The following is a 17,288-nucleotide window of genomic DNA, read 5'->3' as shown; positions in this document are numbered from 1 at the left end:
ACCAACTGACTAAATTCAAAACATTAGCCGGAGGTGGGAAACTAGTCAATATCAACATGATGTCCAGAATCAACTTTGTTTTCCAACTTTGGAAGATCAATCATCAAGACACCCTTGTCGTAATTAGCTTTGATATTTTTAGTATCAACTGCTGGCAAGTGATATTGTCTCATAAAGCGGCCGCTTGAACGTTCACTCATAATCATGTCACCGTTCTTATCATTGTGATCATTGAAACTATCACGATGGCCACTAACTGTTAAAACATTATTTTCATAATTAATGTCGATATCCTTCTTATCAAATGCCGGCATATCCACATGGACCTCATAATTCTTATCTGTTTCCTTAATATCAGTTTTTAGAGTTGAGTCCTCTGGGAAATTGTTGTCAAATATAGATGGAAAATTGTTCATCCACGAATCATTGTTGAACCAGTTTCTCATCAAATTATTACGATCCATAATTTCATTTGTCATACTATGTTACTTCCTTTCCCTTTATTACAAATACATTGTAAAATCGTCTGGGATAGAATTCAAGAATTTAGCACTCTTAATTGTCGAGTGCTAAATTAGTCAAAAAATTAACAAAAATCATCAGTAATTCCTGTGATACAATTAAAATGGATAGAAGAGGGTTATAAAAATGACTAAGTTGATTATGAAACGTATTTACGACAAGGAGTTGCCTGAGGGCTACCGTGTTCTTGTGGATCGACTTTGGCCTCGTGGCATCTCAAAAGTTCGAGCAGATTTAGACCTTTGGGCTAAAGAAATTGCTCCAAGCGCCGAATTGCGCAAGTGGTTCAGTCATGATCCCGAAAAATACTCGGACTTTAAAACAAAGTATTTAGCAGAAATAAATGCAAATCCTTACACAGAAGAGTTTTTGACAAATTTAAAAACGGCATTAGAAAAGCAAGATGTTCTTATATTATTTAGCGCTAAAGATGAGGAACATAATGATGCAGTAGTCCTAATGGAATATCTAAATTCGAAGATTTAAATATTGTAGATTGGTTGGCTAATAATTATGGAAGAATTTGACTTACAGTCTTTATTATCTAGCAATGAAAAAGTGATTATCCGCTTGTTGCAGTCTTACGCACAAACAAATGACATCGCTGTATTTGTCTTGGGCACAGACGACCATTTACAGGCGGGTATATTTGGTGACTTGGCAGAAGGCAGTGCTTTGACCAGGATGAATAAAATGACTGACTTATCCAAATTAAGTGTCAATAAATTTAAATATAATTTAGAATACGCTGACGCCCCGTTAAGAATTAATAGTATCAATCAACGAGTAGGTAAAGTCTGCGTTGCTAAGGATATCCAAAAGGGTACTAACGAGGAACACTTACGCACGATGCAGCAATTGCAGGACCATGTTATTTTTTTACGTAATATGACGGAAAGCGTTACCAAATTAATTATTAAAGATCGGGGAATCGATAACTTTGTCATCAAGTATTCCTTAGATGTTAATGATGCAATGGATGAATTGGCAGACAATGAAGGCCATGCTTTGCAACAAATTAAGGTCATGTCAACGTCGAACAGTTCCATCATCTCGGCAATCGAATATATTGATAGCAATTTGAATAAGCGACTAACACTGGATCAAGTGTCTAGTAAAGTCTATTTGTCTGATTATTATTTCAGCAAACTTTTTAAGCGTGAAACTGGTTTGAGCTTTTCCGTTTATTTGAATGCCCGTAAAATTCAAAAAGCTATGTTGTTATTGAAAGAATCAGACAAGAGTGTCAATGATATTTCTGATTCATTAGGATTCACACGTTTGAGCTATTTCAGTCAGACATTTAAGAAATATACTGGGATTGCACCAACGAAGTATCGTACTGAGGGAAAGTAGGGTATTCCGCCTTCGGGTGCGAGGTAGTCTGTATGCTGTGAGACCGGTGCGAGTCAAGGTCTCGCGCCTCGATTTTGAGCTTTGCAAGGGACGCAAATCTCAAAATACGTCAGTATTGTAAGAACAGAAAATCGCTGTTCTAACAATACTTTCACTGCTAACAGACTACCTCGCACCCAAAGGCTAGTTTAACTTTTTGATGTAGATTAACGAATATTCTATGCATTTGTTATTAAGAAATTAAAATATTATTTATAAATTGAGGGTTAGGTAATTCCAATATTGGAGTTGTCTGGCTTTTTTTCATGGTCTGAGTTTTTCCAACTATTTAATAATCAAGTTATGAAAGTCAAAAATATCTGTGTTTACTGAAAACAATATAAAAATTTCAATAAATCTAAAGTCAAAAATACAATGACTGGAGGCGGAAGATACAGCATATTTAACACACTGTGAAGTAAAATTGAACAATTGTTTACATTTTCTGTACAAAACATCTTTTTTCATGAAAAAAATTGTAGTAGACTTTAGACTTAGTGTAATTTTGGTTACGCAGTTTTAAGGAGAGAAATTCATGAAAAATGTCTTTAAAAAGGAATCGGTCGATACGTATCTCAAAGCTGATTCCAGATTGACAAAGAGTCTTGGCGCCAAAGATCTACTATCTTTAGGAATTGGTGCCGTAATTGGTACAGGTATTTTTATTCTTCCCGGACACGAGGCTGCATTGCACGCAGGACCAGCTGTTACGATAGCTTTCCTAATTGCTGCGATTGTTTCTGGTTTTGTGGGAATGGCTTATGCTGAATTTTCATCAGCGATGCCAGTTGCCGGATCAGCGTATTCATTCGGAGCGGTTATTTATGGAGAAATTGTTGGTTGGATTCTCGGCTGGGCGTTAATTTTGGAATATTTCTTAACTGTTTCCGCGGAAGCGGTCGGATTTGCTTCATATTTTAATAACAATATTTTGGGGGCTTTTGGTATTCAGATGCCTAAGTTCCTTGCTGCCGGACCTCTGGAAGGCGGGGGAATCAACTTATCTGCCACTTTGATTGTGGTGATAATTGCCGCAATTATTCTCCAAGGAGCCAGTCTCTCCAAAAAGGTTGAAAATGTTGCCGTCTTAATTAAGGTTGCCATTATTATTTTATTTATTATCGTTGGTGCCTTTTATATCAAAACAAGTAATTACGTGCCATTCTATCCTAAACAATTTCACACGAAACCGTTTGGAATGGGTGGAATCTCAACTGCCACAGCGACAGTTTTCTTCGCTTTCGTAGGGTTCGATGCTTTGGCCGCTAACTCAGCTGAAACAATTAATCCTAAAAAAGATGTTGTTCGTGGAGTGTTGGGAACCGTAGTTGTTGCCGTAATTCTATATGTCGGATTTTCCTTTGTTTTGACCGGAATCGTTAACTATAAAGATTTGAATGTTGATGATCCAGCAGCTTATGCATTGAAAGTTATCCATTTGGATACATGGAATAAGTTGATTACCGTCGGTGCATTGGTCGGAATTTTCACATCATTATTGACGATGTTCTTCGGTGGTTCACGATTGGTTTATGCGCTTGGACGTGACGGATTGTTGCCAGAAAAAATGGGTGAAGTGGACGAGAAGTTCTCTGTGCCTAGAAATGCTGTCTGGGTTGCCGCAATTGTACAAGCATTCTTCGCTGGAATGGTTCCATTAACGGAATTAACATCTCTAATTAATGCTGGAACACTGTTGGCGTTCGTCTTTATCTCATTCGGTATTATTCTCTTGAGAAAACGTAAGGATATTCCAAATGATGGTTTCAAAATGCCATTTTATCCAGTGTTACCAATTTTTGCTGGGTTAGCTAGTTTGTATTTCTTGTTAATGCTGCCTGCAATTTCTAAGATTAGTGTGGGAATCTGGATTGCAATCGGAATCGTGGTTTATCTAGTTTATGGATTGAAGCATTCTAAACTTCAAAATAAATAAACATGCCGCCTCCGAGAGCCAGTGATTTTCGCCTGCTGTGAGACCGGTTCGAGCCAAGGTCTCGAACCTCGCTTTTGAGCCGAAAAACGCGTCTCAAAAGTCGTCTGTTGAGTAAGAGCTAAAGCTCTAACTCAACCTTCACTGCTGGTGAAATCACTGGCTCTCGGAGGCTAGGGTTACTGGTTCTTTTAGAATAATCAATGAACTAGGTTTTCAAAAAAAGACAAAGGCTTAGTCCGTAAAATAAAAAATAGCCTCCTTCGGGAGACTATTTTTTTCTGCTTTTTGGAGCTTTATTGTTGTTGATTTGGTGAATTATTAAGGTAATTATAATTGATGCAATCAAGACACCTACGAAGACTAGGTTTGGAATTTCAATATCAATTGCTGGTATTGATAGGAACAATTTGACTGAAATGAAGAGAATCAAGAAGTACGCCATTCCGTTCAATTCAGGAATCTTACTCATTAGTCCCATAATCAATTCGGCAATTCCTCTCATTGCTAAGATACCAATCATACCACCGATTAAGACGATGACAGGGTTGCTTGAAACTGCCAGTGATGCTAGCACGGAATCGATTGAGAAAACGATATCCATTAATTCAATTGAGATAACGACTTGCCAGAAGCGGGAAATGTGAAGATGTTTTTCAAAAGCATTTTCTTTCCGTTCGGTTGGAGCCTCTGTTGGTTGTTCTTTCTTGCTGAAAAAGAAGTGATTTAAGAAAAGATAAAATAGGTAACCAGCACCCAAAACTTTTATCCACCAGAAATCAATTAAATACACACCAATCCCGATTACTAAAAATCTAAAAATATAAGCACCAAAAAGTCCGTAGAATAGTGACTTTTCTTGCTCAACTTTGTTAGGCAATGACTGTGTTTGAGCTGCCAAGACAACGGCGTTATCAACGGACAGCATACATTCCATGACTACCAAAGATAAAATAACTAACCAATCTTCCCCCGACTCGATAACCGTTGCCCAGTTATGGAGATCAAAGAATGGACCATACATATTTATAAGTGCATTCAATCAACATTCCTTACTTTCTATTTGTTTTATTAGTTTGATGATACCAGATTATATCATAGGTTGACAATTAGGCTACCTAAAAATGGATGAGTTGGCATAAAAAGTTTTTCCGTCTCCAGTGCTGAGAACATTTACCTGCTATGCGGACCGGTCCGAGCCGAAGGGCGGTCTTGAACCTCGGTTTGAAGCCTTTTCATAGACCGAAAAGTCTCCAAACACGCCCGGTGGAGTAAGAGCTAAAGCTCTAACTTCACTACCACAGCGGTAAATATTCTCAGCACTTCCGACTCATTGGATTCATGATTAATTTTTTCTTCTATTCTTCAAGTATTTAACAGTCAAAAAAGCCATGCAATTATTGGATTAAGTTTCCAAGAAAATTGCATGGCCTGTTTTAATTTGAGTATGAAATAAATATTGAATAGATAACTTAGCCGGAGGGTTACAGATAATTGGCCCGCTATGGAGGTGGCGTTATGGCTTTAGCCATTACACCACAGGGCGAGTTTGGAGACTTGCGGTTTGTGCAAGGCTTCAAATCGAGGGGCGAGACCTTGACTCGCACCGGTCCTCATAGCAGGCTAATTATCTGTAAACCGCAGGCGACATTTTTCTATACACCAGGAACAAATGTAGTATAAATCAACCAAACATTAAGGATTGTCAGCACAATAGCGATAAAATATCCTAAATACTCGACAAATTTATTATTGGCAAATTCACCCATTAATTCTTTATTGCTAGTGAATTTAATCAATGGGAAAATCGAGAATGGTAATGCGACACTCAAGAATACTTGTGAGAATGTCAAAAGTGATTCGATTTTGGCTTCGTTACCGTTATACATAATGGCGAAGGTGATAACTGGAAGAATTGACAACAAACGTGTGATAACTCTTCGTACCCAAAGTTTCATCTTCATGTGGACGAAACCTTCCATAACGATTTGTCCTGAAAGTGTTCCGGTGATAGTTGAGTTTTGACCAGAAGCCAAAAGTGCTACCGCAAAGAGAATACTTAGAACGGGACTGGCAACTGCACCAGCAACTTTAGGATCTTGAAGTGCATTGAACAAGTCAACGAAACGTCCTAAATCACTGTTTGTACCATAGAATAAAGCAGCTCCTAATAGTAATAGCAAAGTATTAACGATGAAGGCTAAAGTTAATTGAATGTTTGAATCCCAAGTTGAGAAACGAACGGCTTGATGAACACTCTTTGAATCGCTACGGTCATATTTTCTGGCCTGTGAAATTGAAGAGTGCAGGTAAAGATTATGTGGCATAACCGTTGCACCAACGATACCTAATGATAGGTAAAGCATGCTTTGGTTTTGTAAAATTTTTGGATCAGGCACAAAACCGACGACCATTTGGCCCATATCTGGTCTTGCTAGGATAACTTCATATAAGAATACAAAGAGAATAACCATGATTAATGTGGCTACGATAGCCTCAATTTTTCTAAAACCTAACTTCATTAATACCAGTAGTAACAATACGTCAAAGGCGGTGATGATGACACCCCAGAGTACCGGTATATTAAATAGTAATTTCAACGCAATTGCGGAACCAATAATTTCTGCAATATCAGTTGCCATTATGGCTAACTCAGTAATTACCCAAAGGATAAAGCCACCCACACGGGAACTTCTATCTCTAGTCAATTGAGCCAAATCTCTTCCGGTCACAATGCCTAGTTTAGCTGCCATGTATTGCAAAAGCATCGCAATCAAACTAGAAATCAAGATAACGGATAGTAATTTATACTTAAACTGTGCCCCACCGGCAATTGATGTAACCCAGTTACCTGGATCCATGTAACCCACGGCAACTAATGCGCCGGGACCACTATATGCTAATAGGGTTTTAAAGAAACCAGCATCAGTCGGAACTTCAACGGTGTCGTTAATTTCTTCCAAGGAAGGGCCGTTAGCATAATGAATAAGGCTTTCGTGCTTTTTATTTTTTTCACTCAAGCTTATATCCCCCTTTTTTTGTCTCCAGATATAATATCATGTTAGAGACTGACTTTAAACCCTATAAACAAAAAAATTAAGTCTACCTAATAAAAACTAGATTAAAGTTGATGTCAAGGCGTTTTTGAGCTTTTCTAAAATAGATTAATTTATGATATTTTATGAAATTGACTGAACACAAATATGCATTTGACCAATAAAAGAGTACTATCATGAATTTACTCCCTAAGTACGATACAATATAGGTAGTAAGTCTACGGAGCTCCAGCTCTACAGACTAATTCAAAGAGATGGAATGGGGCTATTACCTCAGTAGTCGATTTACTGTTAAACTTAGTCCATAAGTATTTTTGAAAATAAAATCAGATTAATTATAATGACTAGAAAAGGGATAAATTAAATGAGTACAATACTATTAATAGTTGATGTCATCTTTTTTCTCGGTGCTGTCTTTAATGTTTATTGGCAATCACAGATTGAAATCAGATCGATTTATAAAGTTTCATCATTAATCTTTGCGGCCTTCATCGGCGCATGGTTGTTAGTTTCACCAACCAATCAATTGTCGTATATCGTCATGGTAGCGTTGTTCATGTTGTTAAATATCATGAATGGTGTCGGAGGTGTCGGCGAAAAGAAAATCGTCTTGAACGGTTTCTATTCGGGTGTGTTAGATTATGCTTCGGTAGTTCACGTAACGTTGATTCCAATCGAAATTGATGGACGTAAGCCAAAGGTAGCAGTGATCTTTAACACTAAACGACCACAACAAGTGGAAATGAATTTTAATATTTCCTATAAAGAAATGGAAAAATATTTACAGAAGAAATTGTCTAATGACGCTTCCGTTGAAGTTGGGCAGATATAAAAAATAGACCTCGTGTGGGGTCTATTTTTTTATATCAAATTATTTTTTCAAGAAGGCAAGCACGTTCTTCTCATTTGGTTTCATGTTTCCTGCTAAGAACGAAATTATGACTGCAACAACTGAGAACAAAAATTCCCATACAGACCATTTAAAAACTAGTGTTAAACCTAACATAATAAAAACTGAAATCAACAAGACTCCATCTCTAGGGCCTAATTTCAAATATGGATACATCATCATCAGATATCACTTCTTTCATTTTAAATCCTAAGAATAATAGAATATTCTTTTATTTTTACGAAAGCCTTTTCACATGGTGCTTTGGCAAGTTCCATGTGAAAAAGAGCATAAAAAAACTAAATCTAAGAAGGTCTTCACAACATGATTTTAGATTGCTGGAGACACTTGTTTTAAGCTGAAAAAGTCATGTTTTGTTACACGTTTATGCTGCATATTTAAGACAAAAATAGTTATGTCACAACCCTTATTTTTTGTGACTTAGAAATTTTTAATTTAATGGACCAAAGGTAAAGTGTGTCGCAATCAAACCGTAGCCTAGTTTGGCATCACGCATTGTCTTTTGGCTAGGGTCGTTAAGTTTATTTTTAATATATTGATATAGTTCTCTATTTTTAGGCGGCAGTGTCATTGGAACAATGAAATTATTGTGATAACCCTGATAGATAGTTAAACATACGCTAATATTACTGTTGCCATTGTTCAGCTCCTCAGCACCTTGTAAAAGACACTTTTTGTAGTCGGCGGGTTGATTTGAAAGATCTTCATCATAGGAAGCATCGATTAAATTAAATAAGGTTGTATCTTCCATTTCTATAACCTCTTTTCCTATCTGTATAATACGTCGATGACCATAAGTGGGGGATGAAATGTCTTGAATAGGGCTAATATTCTTCCTGAATCGATGACAATTGTTAAAAATATAATCGATAATGTGTAAATATACGACGTTAATAAATGTTTCGTAGTTATTTTAAAATCATCTTTATAATTAAAAATGGAATAAAAGATAATTTTGATAGTCTAGGGAAAGGGCCTTAAATAATGAGTATAACCGTAATGAAATTTTTAGATAAGTATCGAGATAGTATTCTATTTGTATTTTTGTTTTTTATAGTTGGTCAAATTCTAGACAATTTTATATTGATACCAGTGATGCATAAAGTGTGGCCAGCTGGGACTTTTGTAATTGGGAACGATATTTATAAAGTTCTGGAATTTGCCATGTACTTTGCGTTGAATGCATATTTATTTAAACAAAAAGTATATTTGAAAGTGGATTTTACTAAGAAGACGATTATTGGAATGAGTTTAATCATTATTTTAAGTATTGCTTTAACTATTTATAAGCCAAGCCGGGGTGCTGACGGGGCCGTCCTAATGCTACTCACGGCGATTGGTGAAGAATATATCAATCGTGGTTTGATCACAGGTAAAATTGCTACTGTTCTATTTGAAGGTAAAAAATCTTATTTAAAAGTTTTTGGCATTCTAATAATTTCAGGTATTATCTTTGGACTATATCATTTTAGCAATGTTCGTGTGCAACCATTGGCAAATACTTTAGCTCAAATGATTCAGGCGACTGGATTGGGGGCAATTTTGACTGCTCTATATTTGAGAACAGGCAGTTTGATAGTTCCTATGTAATTTGCTTAGTATTTATCTTAATTGCAGTACTAATAACCAGACATATAAATAAATTAAGACTTATAGATAAAGTGATGAAGACGAATGATGAAAAATAGAAAGTTCAATTTCAAATTTTATAAAACAGGTTCGATTTGGATAGCAATCATCGTATGGATAAATGTAATCACAGAATTGTTTTATAGTCATAATTATTCGCTTTTAACTTGGATTACGCTTGCCGCTGCAATCGATTTTACGATTGATGGATTTTATATAAAACGTAAAGACTTTGATATCTAAAATGATTAATTAAATAAGGAACTTGAGAATAGTCAATTAACGTATATGATTATTAAAGAAGATTTATATATAATGTGATTTTTTGAAATTGCGATAAGGGGATAAATAATGAGAAGAACTGGTTTGGCCAATGTTAGTAATATTGTTGATGGCAAATCTAATCTCTATTTAGATACTGAAATTGTTAAGAATCATTTCCGAATAACCTTGATAATACTGAGCTGATATGTGAGCTATCAAGATTTCATAACGATATATATTTAATTACTAAGAACAAACTTTTTTGGGGGCCAAGCTAATGGAAAAAGAACTACTAGAGGTTTCAAGTGGAGAGGATAAATATTTGTTTCAATGATGTATATATCTTTTCCTTTAGAATGTATTTTAGATAGTCTCGTCATATTTTTTATCTTAATTTTGTATTCTAGTTTTGGCCTAAAATTTAAGAATATCAATTACTTTAAAATTATTATAAATTCTGTATTTTGGGGATTTATGGGAATAATCTTTGATGATTTCAGTTATGTTCTGTTTCTATCTTGCTTCATTATTTATGAATTCATTAAAAATAAGGATTGGTTACAATCTGCGGATTTTATCAATCCATTTATCTTTTCAGTTCTTTTGGAAGTAATTATATATATTTCCAGTGGATTTATAGGAAGAGCAGTCAGATATAGCTTTTTTAGAAATTATCACGGGACTGTAGGAAATAATTTAATTTCCGTTTTCAGTTTGATAATTAATGCCATAATTGTGGGTACCATCATTATTGTGCTTAAGGAAAATTCCCTAAAGATAACTGAAATACAAAATAAAATATCATCGTTGAAACTTGAGAATCAGATATTTTGGATGCTGTTATCGTTATTTATTTCATTTGAACTTATTTTATTTATTGGAGATTTTGAAGGGATAACTATTTTTATTCAAGGAACTTTATTGGTTATGTATACCTCTTTTTTGTTTTTAATGATATGGCAAATGATAAATTTAATTCGTGTGTTTTCAGCTCGTCAAAAAATGGGCGATGAAAGAAAGCAAAATGAACAATTAAGTGAATATTTGGAAAACATTCAAGAACAGTATGATGATTTACGAAAATTTAAACATGACTTTAAAAATATTGTTTTGTCGATGAATGTCAGATCTAATGAAGATGTTGATGATAGCTATGAAAAGCTATATAAGGAATTATCTCAGCAAAAGGAGTTTAATTCGGATTTAGAGGGAAAGATTATTTCAGAATATAAACTGATAAATAACGAACCTCTCAAGGGATTAATTATTCAGAAATTTTTTAAAGCAAAATCAAATCAAGTTAAGTTAAATGTAGAGATTTTTGAATCTGTTAATATAACTGACGATGTATTAGATATTATAAGAATAGTCGGGATCTTATTAGATAACGCAATTGAAGAGACAATCAAATGCCAAGATAAAAATATAAGTTTAGCATTCATAAAAAATGACAATAATTTAGAGATATCAATCGAAAATCCACTATCACACTCAATTGATATACGAAAGATTTTTGAAGAAGGTTATTCGACCAAGGGCACAGGCAGGGGAACTGGTTTGGCCAATGTTAGTAATATTGTTGATGGCAAATCTAATCTCTATTTAGATACTGAAATTGTTAAGAACCATTTCCGAATAACTTTGATAATACTGGAAGGGAGATAACTTTTGTTTCCAATTTATTTACTAGAAGATAATGATATTCAAAGAGAATATTATAAAGGCATTATTGAAAATACCATTATGATAAATGATTACTCTATGAACTTGACGGAAGCCAAAAATACCAAGTCATTTTTTGATGTGTTCACAAAGAGTCAATATGGCTTATTCTTTTTGGATATGGAAATGGATAATGATACACAAGGCTGGCTTGAAAATATCTGAATTTGTCAGAGAGAACATGCCTGATGCAAAAATTGTTTTTATAACAACGCATGAGGAATTGTCATTTTTGACTTTGGAAAGAAAAATTTCACCAATGGATTATATACTTAAAGATTTATCTTCTACTGCCTTGAAAGAAAAAATCATTGAAGATATTGAGCTGACTCAAAAGTATTATCAGGATGATATATATCAAAGGGAGTCGACCTTTGGATATAAGATTGAATCTAAGTATTTTTCTGTACCAATGAAGGAATTGATTCTGCTTCATACTGAGAAATCTTTGCCAGGACAAGTTAGTTTGGAATCTGTTAATAGGCATGCGGCATTTCCGGGAAGCTTGAATGCTTTAGAAAAAGATTATGACAATCTGCTCAGAGTTGATAAAAGCTCGCTGGTTAATATTGATAAAATAGTCTCGTATGATTCTCGTAAACGGATATTATATTTGGCTGACGATATAAGCTGCAATGTTTCGTTTAGAAAATCTCCAAAGGTTAGCCAAGTATTTGTTAAAAAAGACTGATCGTCTATTTGGTGCTTAATTACCGTGGAGATATTATTTAACTATTATAAATGCTGAAGAAGGTAATAATGTACTATGAAAAAGTCAGTTTATGAACAGGTTTTCGAAATCGTCGATGAAATGTACAATTCTTTATCTCAAAAACCCGACACCGATCCAGATATTCTTAAAGTTTTAATGACAGCTGGTACATATCTAAGTGAAAAGAAGAGTGCACCTCAAATAATTGCTTCTAAAACAGTCAGTGGAATTTTGCTAGCCAATTCATCCAATAATTCAAGACTCGACCAAACTAATTGGAATCGTTTGAAGCGATTGATAATGTTAGCCAAAGATGGGGGTCCGATGGGGCCAACTGATTTTAGAGCTCAATTTTAAATTAGTGTCTGAAAGATGATTAATACCATAATTATGAATTAATTGCTCGGCTAAAGGTTGAAGGTGCAGAAAACAAATGTCTTTAGAAAATATTTATCAATGCTTTTGTACAGCTTTTTCGTGCCATGTTATTTAAAGATAAAAATGATATTTATCTGATTCAAGCTGACCAAAATTAAAAAGAGGCCATTTTCACCGAATGACTTTGAGTGAATAATGGCCTCTTTGATCTGTGTTTCTAATTGAACATGTCTGCGATAATTAGCTTACGTTCTTTTTATTATTCTCAGATGAATTCAAAGAAATAAAAAATAGCAAATTAATTAGTTGCAAGAGTTTTAAAACAAAACACAATGATGTAGTGCAATGTTAAGCAAAAGGAGACGAATGCTATGAGTGCTAGTATTATTAAAGATAAAATAGTTTCAACATGTGTTACTGCAGATATTAGCGAAAGGGCTAAGAATAATTTGGCTAAGCGAGGATTGACTGTCTCTGAGTATATTCGCTTATCTTTGCTTAAAGCTGCTAACAATGAGGTACGTTTAGTAAGTTTTTTGGATTCATCAGAAGCACTGGAGGCAAAAGAAGAGGCTGAAGCCGGTCAAGTAAAGACTGTTGGTTCATTAGATGATTTTGATGCTTGGATTGATATAATAGAACAAAAAAGTGACTAGATAAATTTCATTCAAAATTTATCTAGTCACTTTTTTTATAGTCTGTCATAGAACTAAAACTAAGAAGGATTCTGATTTATAATCCCTCTTTAATCAATCAAACCTTCACGACGTTGTTCACGTTTACGTAACCATGGCATAACGAAGCCAAGTCCGAATAAAACGATAACGGTGATGAAGTTTAACATTAATTGATGGTTGAAAGCATCGGTACCAAATTTGGCTTCTTGAGGGATGAATCCTAAAGTAGCACAGATAAAGGTAAAAGCGAGACACCAGCCACCGACTAATAGAGCACCGGTTCTATTCTTGATAAATGTGTAATCAGAATGGAACTTATCTTGATTCCAACGCATTGCTACGAAGGCGAAGAAGACCCAACAAGTCTTATATGGTGAGATGATTCCGTTGATGTTTAGTAACCAGTTATAAATGGTATTGATATTTGGCAAAGTACCTGTCAATAACAATAGGAATAAACTCAAACCAGTTGTCATTGTATAACTGTGAATTGGACGACCTTTTTTGTTTTTCTTAGTTAACCACTTAGGCATGAATTTGTCAGCGACATCACCGGCAAAGACACGACTGGAAGCATCCAACAAGACAGCTAATTGTGCCATCATGAAGATTGCTTGGACAACGGCAAAGATGTACATCAATAATTTACCAACACCCAAACTGTTACCTAATAGTTGGAAAGCATAGTAGGGACCGTTCATCTTAAAGTCATGTGGAATGTGGTTGGCGTTGAAGAACATTGCCAAGGCTAATGTACCAAAGATAGTTAAGAAACCAGTCATGATAGCCAAAAGCCACATAGCTTTAGGAAATTCATGTTTCGGATCACGCATTTGAACCACGTAAGGAGCCGCTAATTCAGCACCTGACATAGCGAAAATTAATAATCCAGTCGTTGAGAAGTATTTCAAACTAAATGTTGGTTTGAAAGCACCCCAGTTGAATGGTTGTGTAGCGATATGTTGACCATGTAAAACTGCGTAACCAGCTAGCAAAACGAAGAGGGCTGACATGATGAACATTGCACCCCCACCAATCAATGAAAGGATTTCTAGTGAGTTCTTGATAACATTTTCTAGCATGATGAAAGCTAAAATAATAACGAATGTTAAAATACCAAACCAGAATGGTGACATTTTATCATCCAGTGTGTTGTTACCTAAGAACATCCAACTGAATGAAACGATAACTGAGTTGGAAACGTCCACGATATAAGGCACACTTTGAACCCAATACATCCATGAAGTCCAGTAACCCAAAGTATCGTTACTACTGTGACGGACCCAAGAAGCTAGCCCACCGGCTTGATTGTCAAAGGTTAAACTCATTTGACTGGAAATCAAAGCATAAGGAATAACATAAGAGAATAATAGGAAGATCCATGAGATAACCACGGAAAGACCTTGGTTTTGAAAAGGATAGAAAATATTTTCAAAACTAATAATAGTAACGAAGTCAATCAATGCGATGACTTGCCATCTTAAATAATGTGTTTTATTTGGTTCTAATGTTTCCAATTTTATTTCCCCCGAATTGTTTAAAAGTCTTGTTAGAAAGGCTTTTCGAAGTTAGGGGGCTTCAAAGTAAGCAAAGAACTGTTCATTTTCACTTGTGTACTACCTCAATATATATATATAATCAATTCCGTAATATTTTTCATAAATAATATTCCAATATTAAAAAAACATACCCAGAAAAGTATAGGTATTTATATTATATTTGCAATACTTTTTATGAAAATAAATTGAAATAGGGGGAAATTTATGAATTTTTTGAAAATTGCCACAGGTAATGATGTGAAAATCAACGACGCAATCGAATGGTCGACCGTTCCATTTACGATGGATATCGACGTTGCCGAATTGGCCGCAATCGTACTCAATGAACATGATACGACTGCTATCGGTATTGCGAAAGATCTACAAAGAACATCAGGACTTGGTATCCCTATTATTCAAATTAAGACGCCTGAAATTTCTGAAAAAGATATCAGCGCCGAAGTAACAGCTTATCAAGAGAAGATGGTGCCAGGATTTTTGACAGATTTAATCAATTTTGCCAAAGAACGTCCCATTAGTTTTACGACACCCGGACATCACAATGGCCAGTATTACGAAAAACACCCAGCTGGAGTCGTTTTTAATCGATTCTTTGGCAAGAACCTGATGTTTGCTGATACGAGCGACACGGTCGATGAATTGGGCGATACGATGACCCATGGTGGAACACCACTAACTGCTGAACAAAAAGCTGCCAAAACTTATAACGCTGACAAAGTTTACTTCTGTACTAATGGAACAACTAGTGCTAATTCCATCTGCGCCAGTGCTTTGTTAGCGCAAGATGATTTGGTATTGTTTGACCGTAATAATCATAAATCGCTTTATAACAGTGCTTTGGTTATGAGCGGAGCAAAACCTGTTTATGTTCCAACTGACCGTAACGCCCTTGGTCTGATTGGTGAAATGAACCCAGAAGCTTTAGACGAAGCTAATATTAGAAAAGAAATTGCTAAAGTTGATCCTGAAAAAGCCCAAGCTAAGCGGCCATTTCGTTTGGCAATTGTTCAACTGGAAACTTATGACGGTGTCTTTTACGATGCTAAATGGATGATTGATAAAATAGGTAAACTCTGCGATTACATTTTATTCGATTGTGCTTGGGGTGGCTTCGAGCAATTCGTCCCAATTATGAAACGTTTATCGCCATTATCATTGGAATATGGTCCCGAAGATCCTGGAATTTTGGTTACTCAATCGTTACACAAACAACAGGCTGGATTAGCTCAAACATCGCAGATTCTCAAGAAAGACGCACATTTGAAAGGTCAGGAGCGTTATGTTGACCATAAACATTTTAACAATGCTTATTTGAAATTTGTGACATCAAGTTATTCATATCCAGTTTATGCCTCATTGACTGTCAACGCTTATCTAACTGCAGGTCAAGGCAACCTCAACTGGTGGGATGAAACATTGCGCTTAGGTATTGAATGGCGTAAAGAATTGTTGAAGAAATCAAAATTGTTCCGCCCATTTGTGCCAGATAACTTTGCAAATATCAGCACGGACGAGTTAATGTCTGATAGCAAGTATTGGGAAATGAACCATGGCGATAAATGGCATGGTTTCAAGGAAATGGCTGACGGACAAGCGATGATTGATCCATCAAAGATCACCGTTATAACGACCGGTATTGATGTAGAAAACGCCAAATATCAAGAAACTGGAATTCCCGGTCCAGTAGTAGCTGAATTTTTAATGGAAAAACGTATCATTCGTGCCAAAGATGATTTAAATTCCTTATTATTCTTGCTAACACCTGGCGATACCAAAGAAGAATTGGATACATTATTAAATGCGTTCTTGGAATTCGAACAATTGTATATGGAAGATGCGCCGTTGACTGAAGTATTGCCCAGGTTAGCAGCACAGTATCCTGACCGTTATAACGGCTATACATTACAAAAGTTGTGTCAAGAAATGCATCAATATTATCGTGATAACAAGACTTTCACTTTACAAAAAGAACTATTTGCTAAAACTGACATGCAAGATTACACAATGACTCCAGCAAAGGCTGATCAACTGTTTATGAAGAATCAGAGTGAATTGGTTGATTTGAAGGATATCAAAGGTCGAGTTGCTGTCGAGGGAGCATTGCCATACCCTCCAGGGGTATTTATCGTGGCACCTGGCGAGAAGTGGGCCGATGTTGATTTGAAGTATTTTGAAGACCTAGTCGGTGCAATTGAGCGATTCCCTGGTTTTGTACCTGAAATTCAAGGTGTCTATTGGAATAAGAATGCGGATGGCAGTATTTCAGTTCAAGCTGAAGTATTGAAAAAGTAGTGTTTTGAAGAATGCCGCCTCCGGGTGACAGAGATTTTCGCCTGCTGTGAGACCGATTCGAGCCAAGGTCTCGAATCTCGATTTTGAGCCTTGCACAAACCGCAAGTCTCAAAATACGTCAGTTGTGTAAGAGCAGAAAATCGCTGCTCTAACGCAACTTTCACTGCACGTGAAATCTCTGCGACCCGAAGGCTAGGTTAACTGGGATTAATATAGATAAATTTAATGATTGGATTCAT

General features: G+C 35.6%; 17 protein-coding genes. 11 read left to right on the top strand and 6 right to left on the bottom strand.

Annotated features, from left to right (window positions below; genetic code table 11):
• Positions 1–41: 41 nt before the first annotated feature.
• Entirely contained in the window at positions 42–479 is a 438-nt protein-coding gene (locus tag AAA923_RS04765) for an Hsp20/alpha crystallin family protein (RefSeq protein WP_041501021.1), read from the bottom strand.
• Between the two features lie 169 nt (positions 480–648).
• On the opposite strand from AAA923_RS04765, the gene AAA923_RS04760 reads away from it, so the two are divergent.
• The 3 genes from AAA923_RS04760 to AAA923_RS04750 all read left to right on the top strand — a co-directional run bounded on the left by AAA923_RS04760 (position 649) and on the right by AAA923_RS04750 (position 3,853).
• A complete protein-coding gene (locus AAA923_RS04760) occupies positions 649–1,008 on the top strand; it encodes a DUF488 domain-containing protein (RefSeq protein WP_338215031.1) in 360 nt (119 codons plus the stop codon).
• 27 nt (positions 1,009–1,035) lie between these two features.
• Positions 1,036–1,878: an AraC family transcriptional regulator gene (locus AAA923_RS04755; RefSeq protein ID WP_338215029.1), complete on the top strand. Its 843-nt coding sequence runs from the start codon at positions 1,036–1,038 to the stop codon at positions 1,876–1,878.
• A gap of 574 nt (positions 1,879–2,452) precedes the next feature.
• Complete coding sequence (locus AAA923_RS04750; RefSeq protein ID WP_338215027.1) at positions 2,453–3,853, top strand: APC family permease; 1,401 nt, start codon at positions 2,453–2,455, stop codon at positions 3,851–3,853.
• 268 nt (positions 3,854–4,121) lie between these two features.
• Here AAA923_RS04750 and AAA923_RS04745 read toward each other — a convergent pair whose 3' ends face one another.
• Positions 4,122–4,892: a TerC family protein gene (locus AAA923_RS04745; RefSeq protein ID WP_338215025.1), complete on the bottom strand. Its 771-nt coding sequence runs from the start codon at positions 4,890–4,892 to the stop codon at positions 4,122–4,124.
• 613 nt (positions 4,893–5,505) lie between these two features.
• Entirely contained in the window at positions 5,506–6,870 is a 1,365-nt protein-coding gene (locus AAA923_RS04740; protein ID WP_338215023.1) for an Nramp family divalent metal transporter, read from the bottom strand.
• A gap of 400 nt (positions 6,871–7,270) precedes the next feature.
• Between AAA923_RS04740 and AAA923_RS04735 the strand changes: the two genes are divergently transcribed.
• Positions 7,271–7,738: a hypothetical protein gene (locus tag AAA923_RS04735; protein WP_041501015.1), complete on the top strand. Its 468-nt coding sequence runs from the start codon at positions 7,271–7,273 to the stop codon at positions 7,736–7,738.
• Between the two features lie 39 nt (positions 7,739–7,777).
• Here AAA923_RS04735 and AAA923_RS04730 read toward each other — a convergent pair whose 3' ends face one another.
• On the bottom strand, positions 7,778–7,978 hold the full coding sequence (locus AAA923_RS04730) for a hypothetical protein (protein WP_338215022.1): 201 nt from the start codon (positions 7,976–7,978) through the stop codon (positions 7,778–7,780).
• Positions 7,979–8,246: 268 nt separating this feature from the next.
• Positions 8,247–8,567 (bottom strand): bacteriocin immunity protein, encoded by a 321-nt coding sequence (locus AAA923_RS04725; protein WP_338215020.1) that lies wholly within the window; start codon positions 8,565–8,567, stop codon positions 8,247–8,249.
• A gap of 248 nt (positions 8,568–8,815) precedes the next feature.
• On the opposite strand from AAA923_RS04725, the gene AAA923_RS04720 reads away from it, so the two are divergent.
• From AAA923_RS04720 to AAA923_RS04695, 6 genes are all read left to right on the top strand, one after another.
• Positions 8,816–9,406: a CPBP family intramembrane glutamic endopeptidase gene (locus tag AAA923_RS04720; protein ID WP_338215018.1), complete on the top strand. Its 591-nt coding sequence runs from the start codon at positions 8,816–8,818 to the stop codon at positions 9,404–9,406.
• 777 nt (positions 9,407–10,183) lie between these two features.
• The gene (locus AAA923_RS04715) at positions 10,184–11,374 is read left to right on the top strand and encodes a sensor histidine kinase (RefSeq protein ID WP_338215016.1); all 1,191 of its coding nucleotides are present in this window, start codon (positions 10,184–10,186) and stop codon (positions 11,372–11,374) included.
• 3 nt (positions 11,375–11,377) lie between these two features.
• Positions 11,378–11,596 carry a response regulator gene (locus tag AAA923_RS04710; protein WP_338215013.1) on the top strand — a complete coding sequence of 73 codons (219 nt, stop codon included), beginning with the start codon at positions 11,378–11,380 and terminating at the stop codon, positions 11,594–11,596.
• A gap of 16 nt (positions 11,597–11,612) precedes the next feature.
• Complete coding sequence (locus tag AAA923_RS04705; protein WP_338215012.1) at positions 11,613–12,122, top strand: LytTR family transcriptional regulator DNA-binding domain-containing protein; 510 nt, start codon at positions 11,613–11,615, stop codon at positions 12,120–12,122.
• 75 nt (positions 12,123–12,197) lie between these two features.
• Entirely contained in the window at positions 12,198–12,500 is a 303-nt protein-coding gene (locus AAA923_RS04700) for a hypothetical protein (RefSeq protein WP_338215010.1), read from the top strand.
• Between the two features lie 392 nt (positions 12,501–12,892).
• Positions 12,893–13,177, top strand: coding sequence for a RelB (locus AAA923_RS04695; RefSeq protein ID WP_338215009.1), 285 nt, complete (start codon positions 12,893–12,895; stop codon positions 13,175–13,177).
• Between the two features lie 89 nt (positions 13,178–13,266).
• Here AAA923_RS04695 and AAA923_RS04690 read toward each other — a convergent pair whose 3' ends face one another.
• The gene (locus AAA923_RS04690; RefSeq protein WP_435890161.1) at positions 13,267–14,715 is read right to left on the bottom strand and encodes an APC family permease; all 1,449 of its coding nucleotides are present in this window, start codon (positions 14,713–14,715) and stop codon (positions 13,267–13,269) included.
• Between the two features lie 246 nt (positions 14,716–14,961).
• Between AAA923_RS04690 and AAA923_RS04685 the strand changes: the two genes are divergently transcribed.
• Positions 14,962–17,049: a putative ornithine decarboxylase gene (locus AAA923_RS04685; RefSeq protein WP_338215008.1), complete on the top strand. Its 2,088-nt coding sequence runs from the start codon at positions 14,962–14,964 to the stop codon at positions 17,047–17,049.
• Positions 17,050–17,288 lie beyond the last annotated feature (239 nt).

Source organism: Companilactobacillus muriivasis, from assembly GCF_036246245.1.
GTDB classification, from domain to species: domain Bacteria; phylum Bacillota; class Bacilli; order Lactobacillales; family Lactobacillaceae; genus Companilactobacillus; species Companilactobacillus muriivasis.
This window is presented reverse-complemented; position numbering and strand designations above follow the sequence as displayed.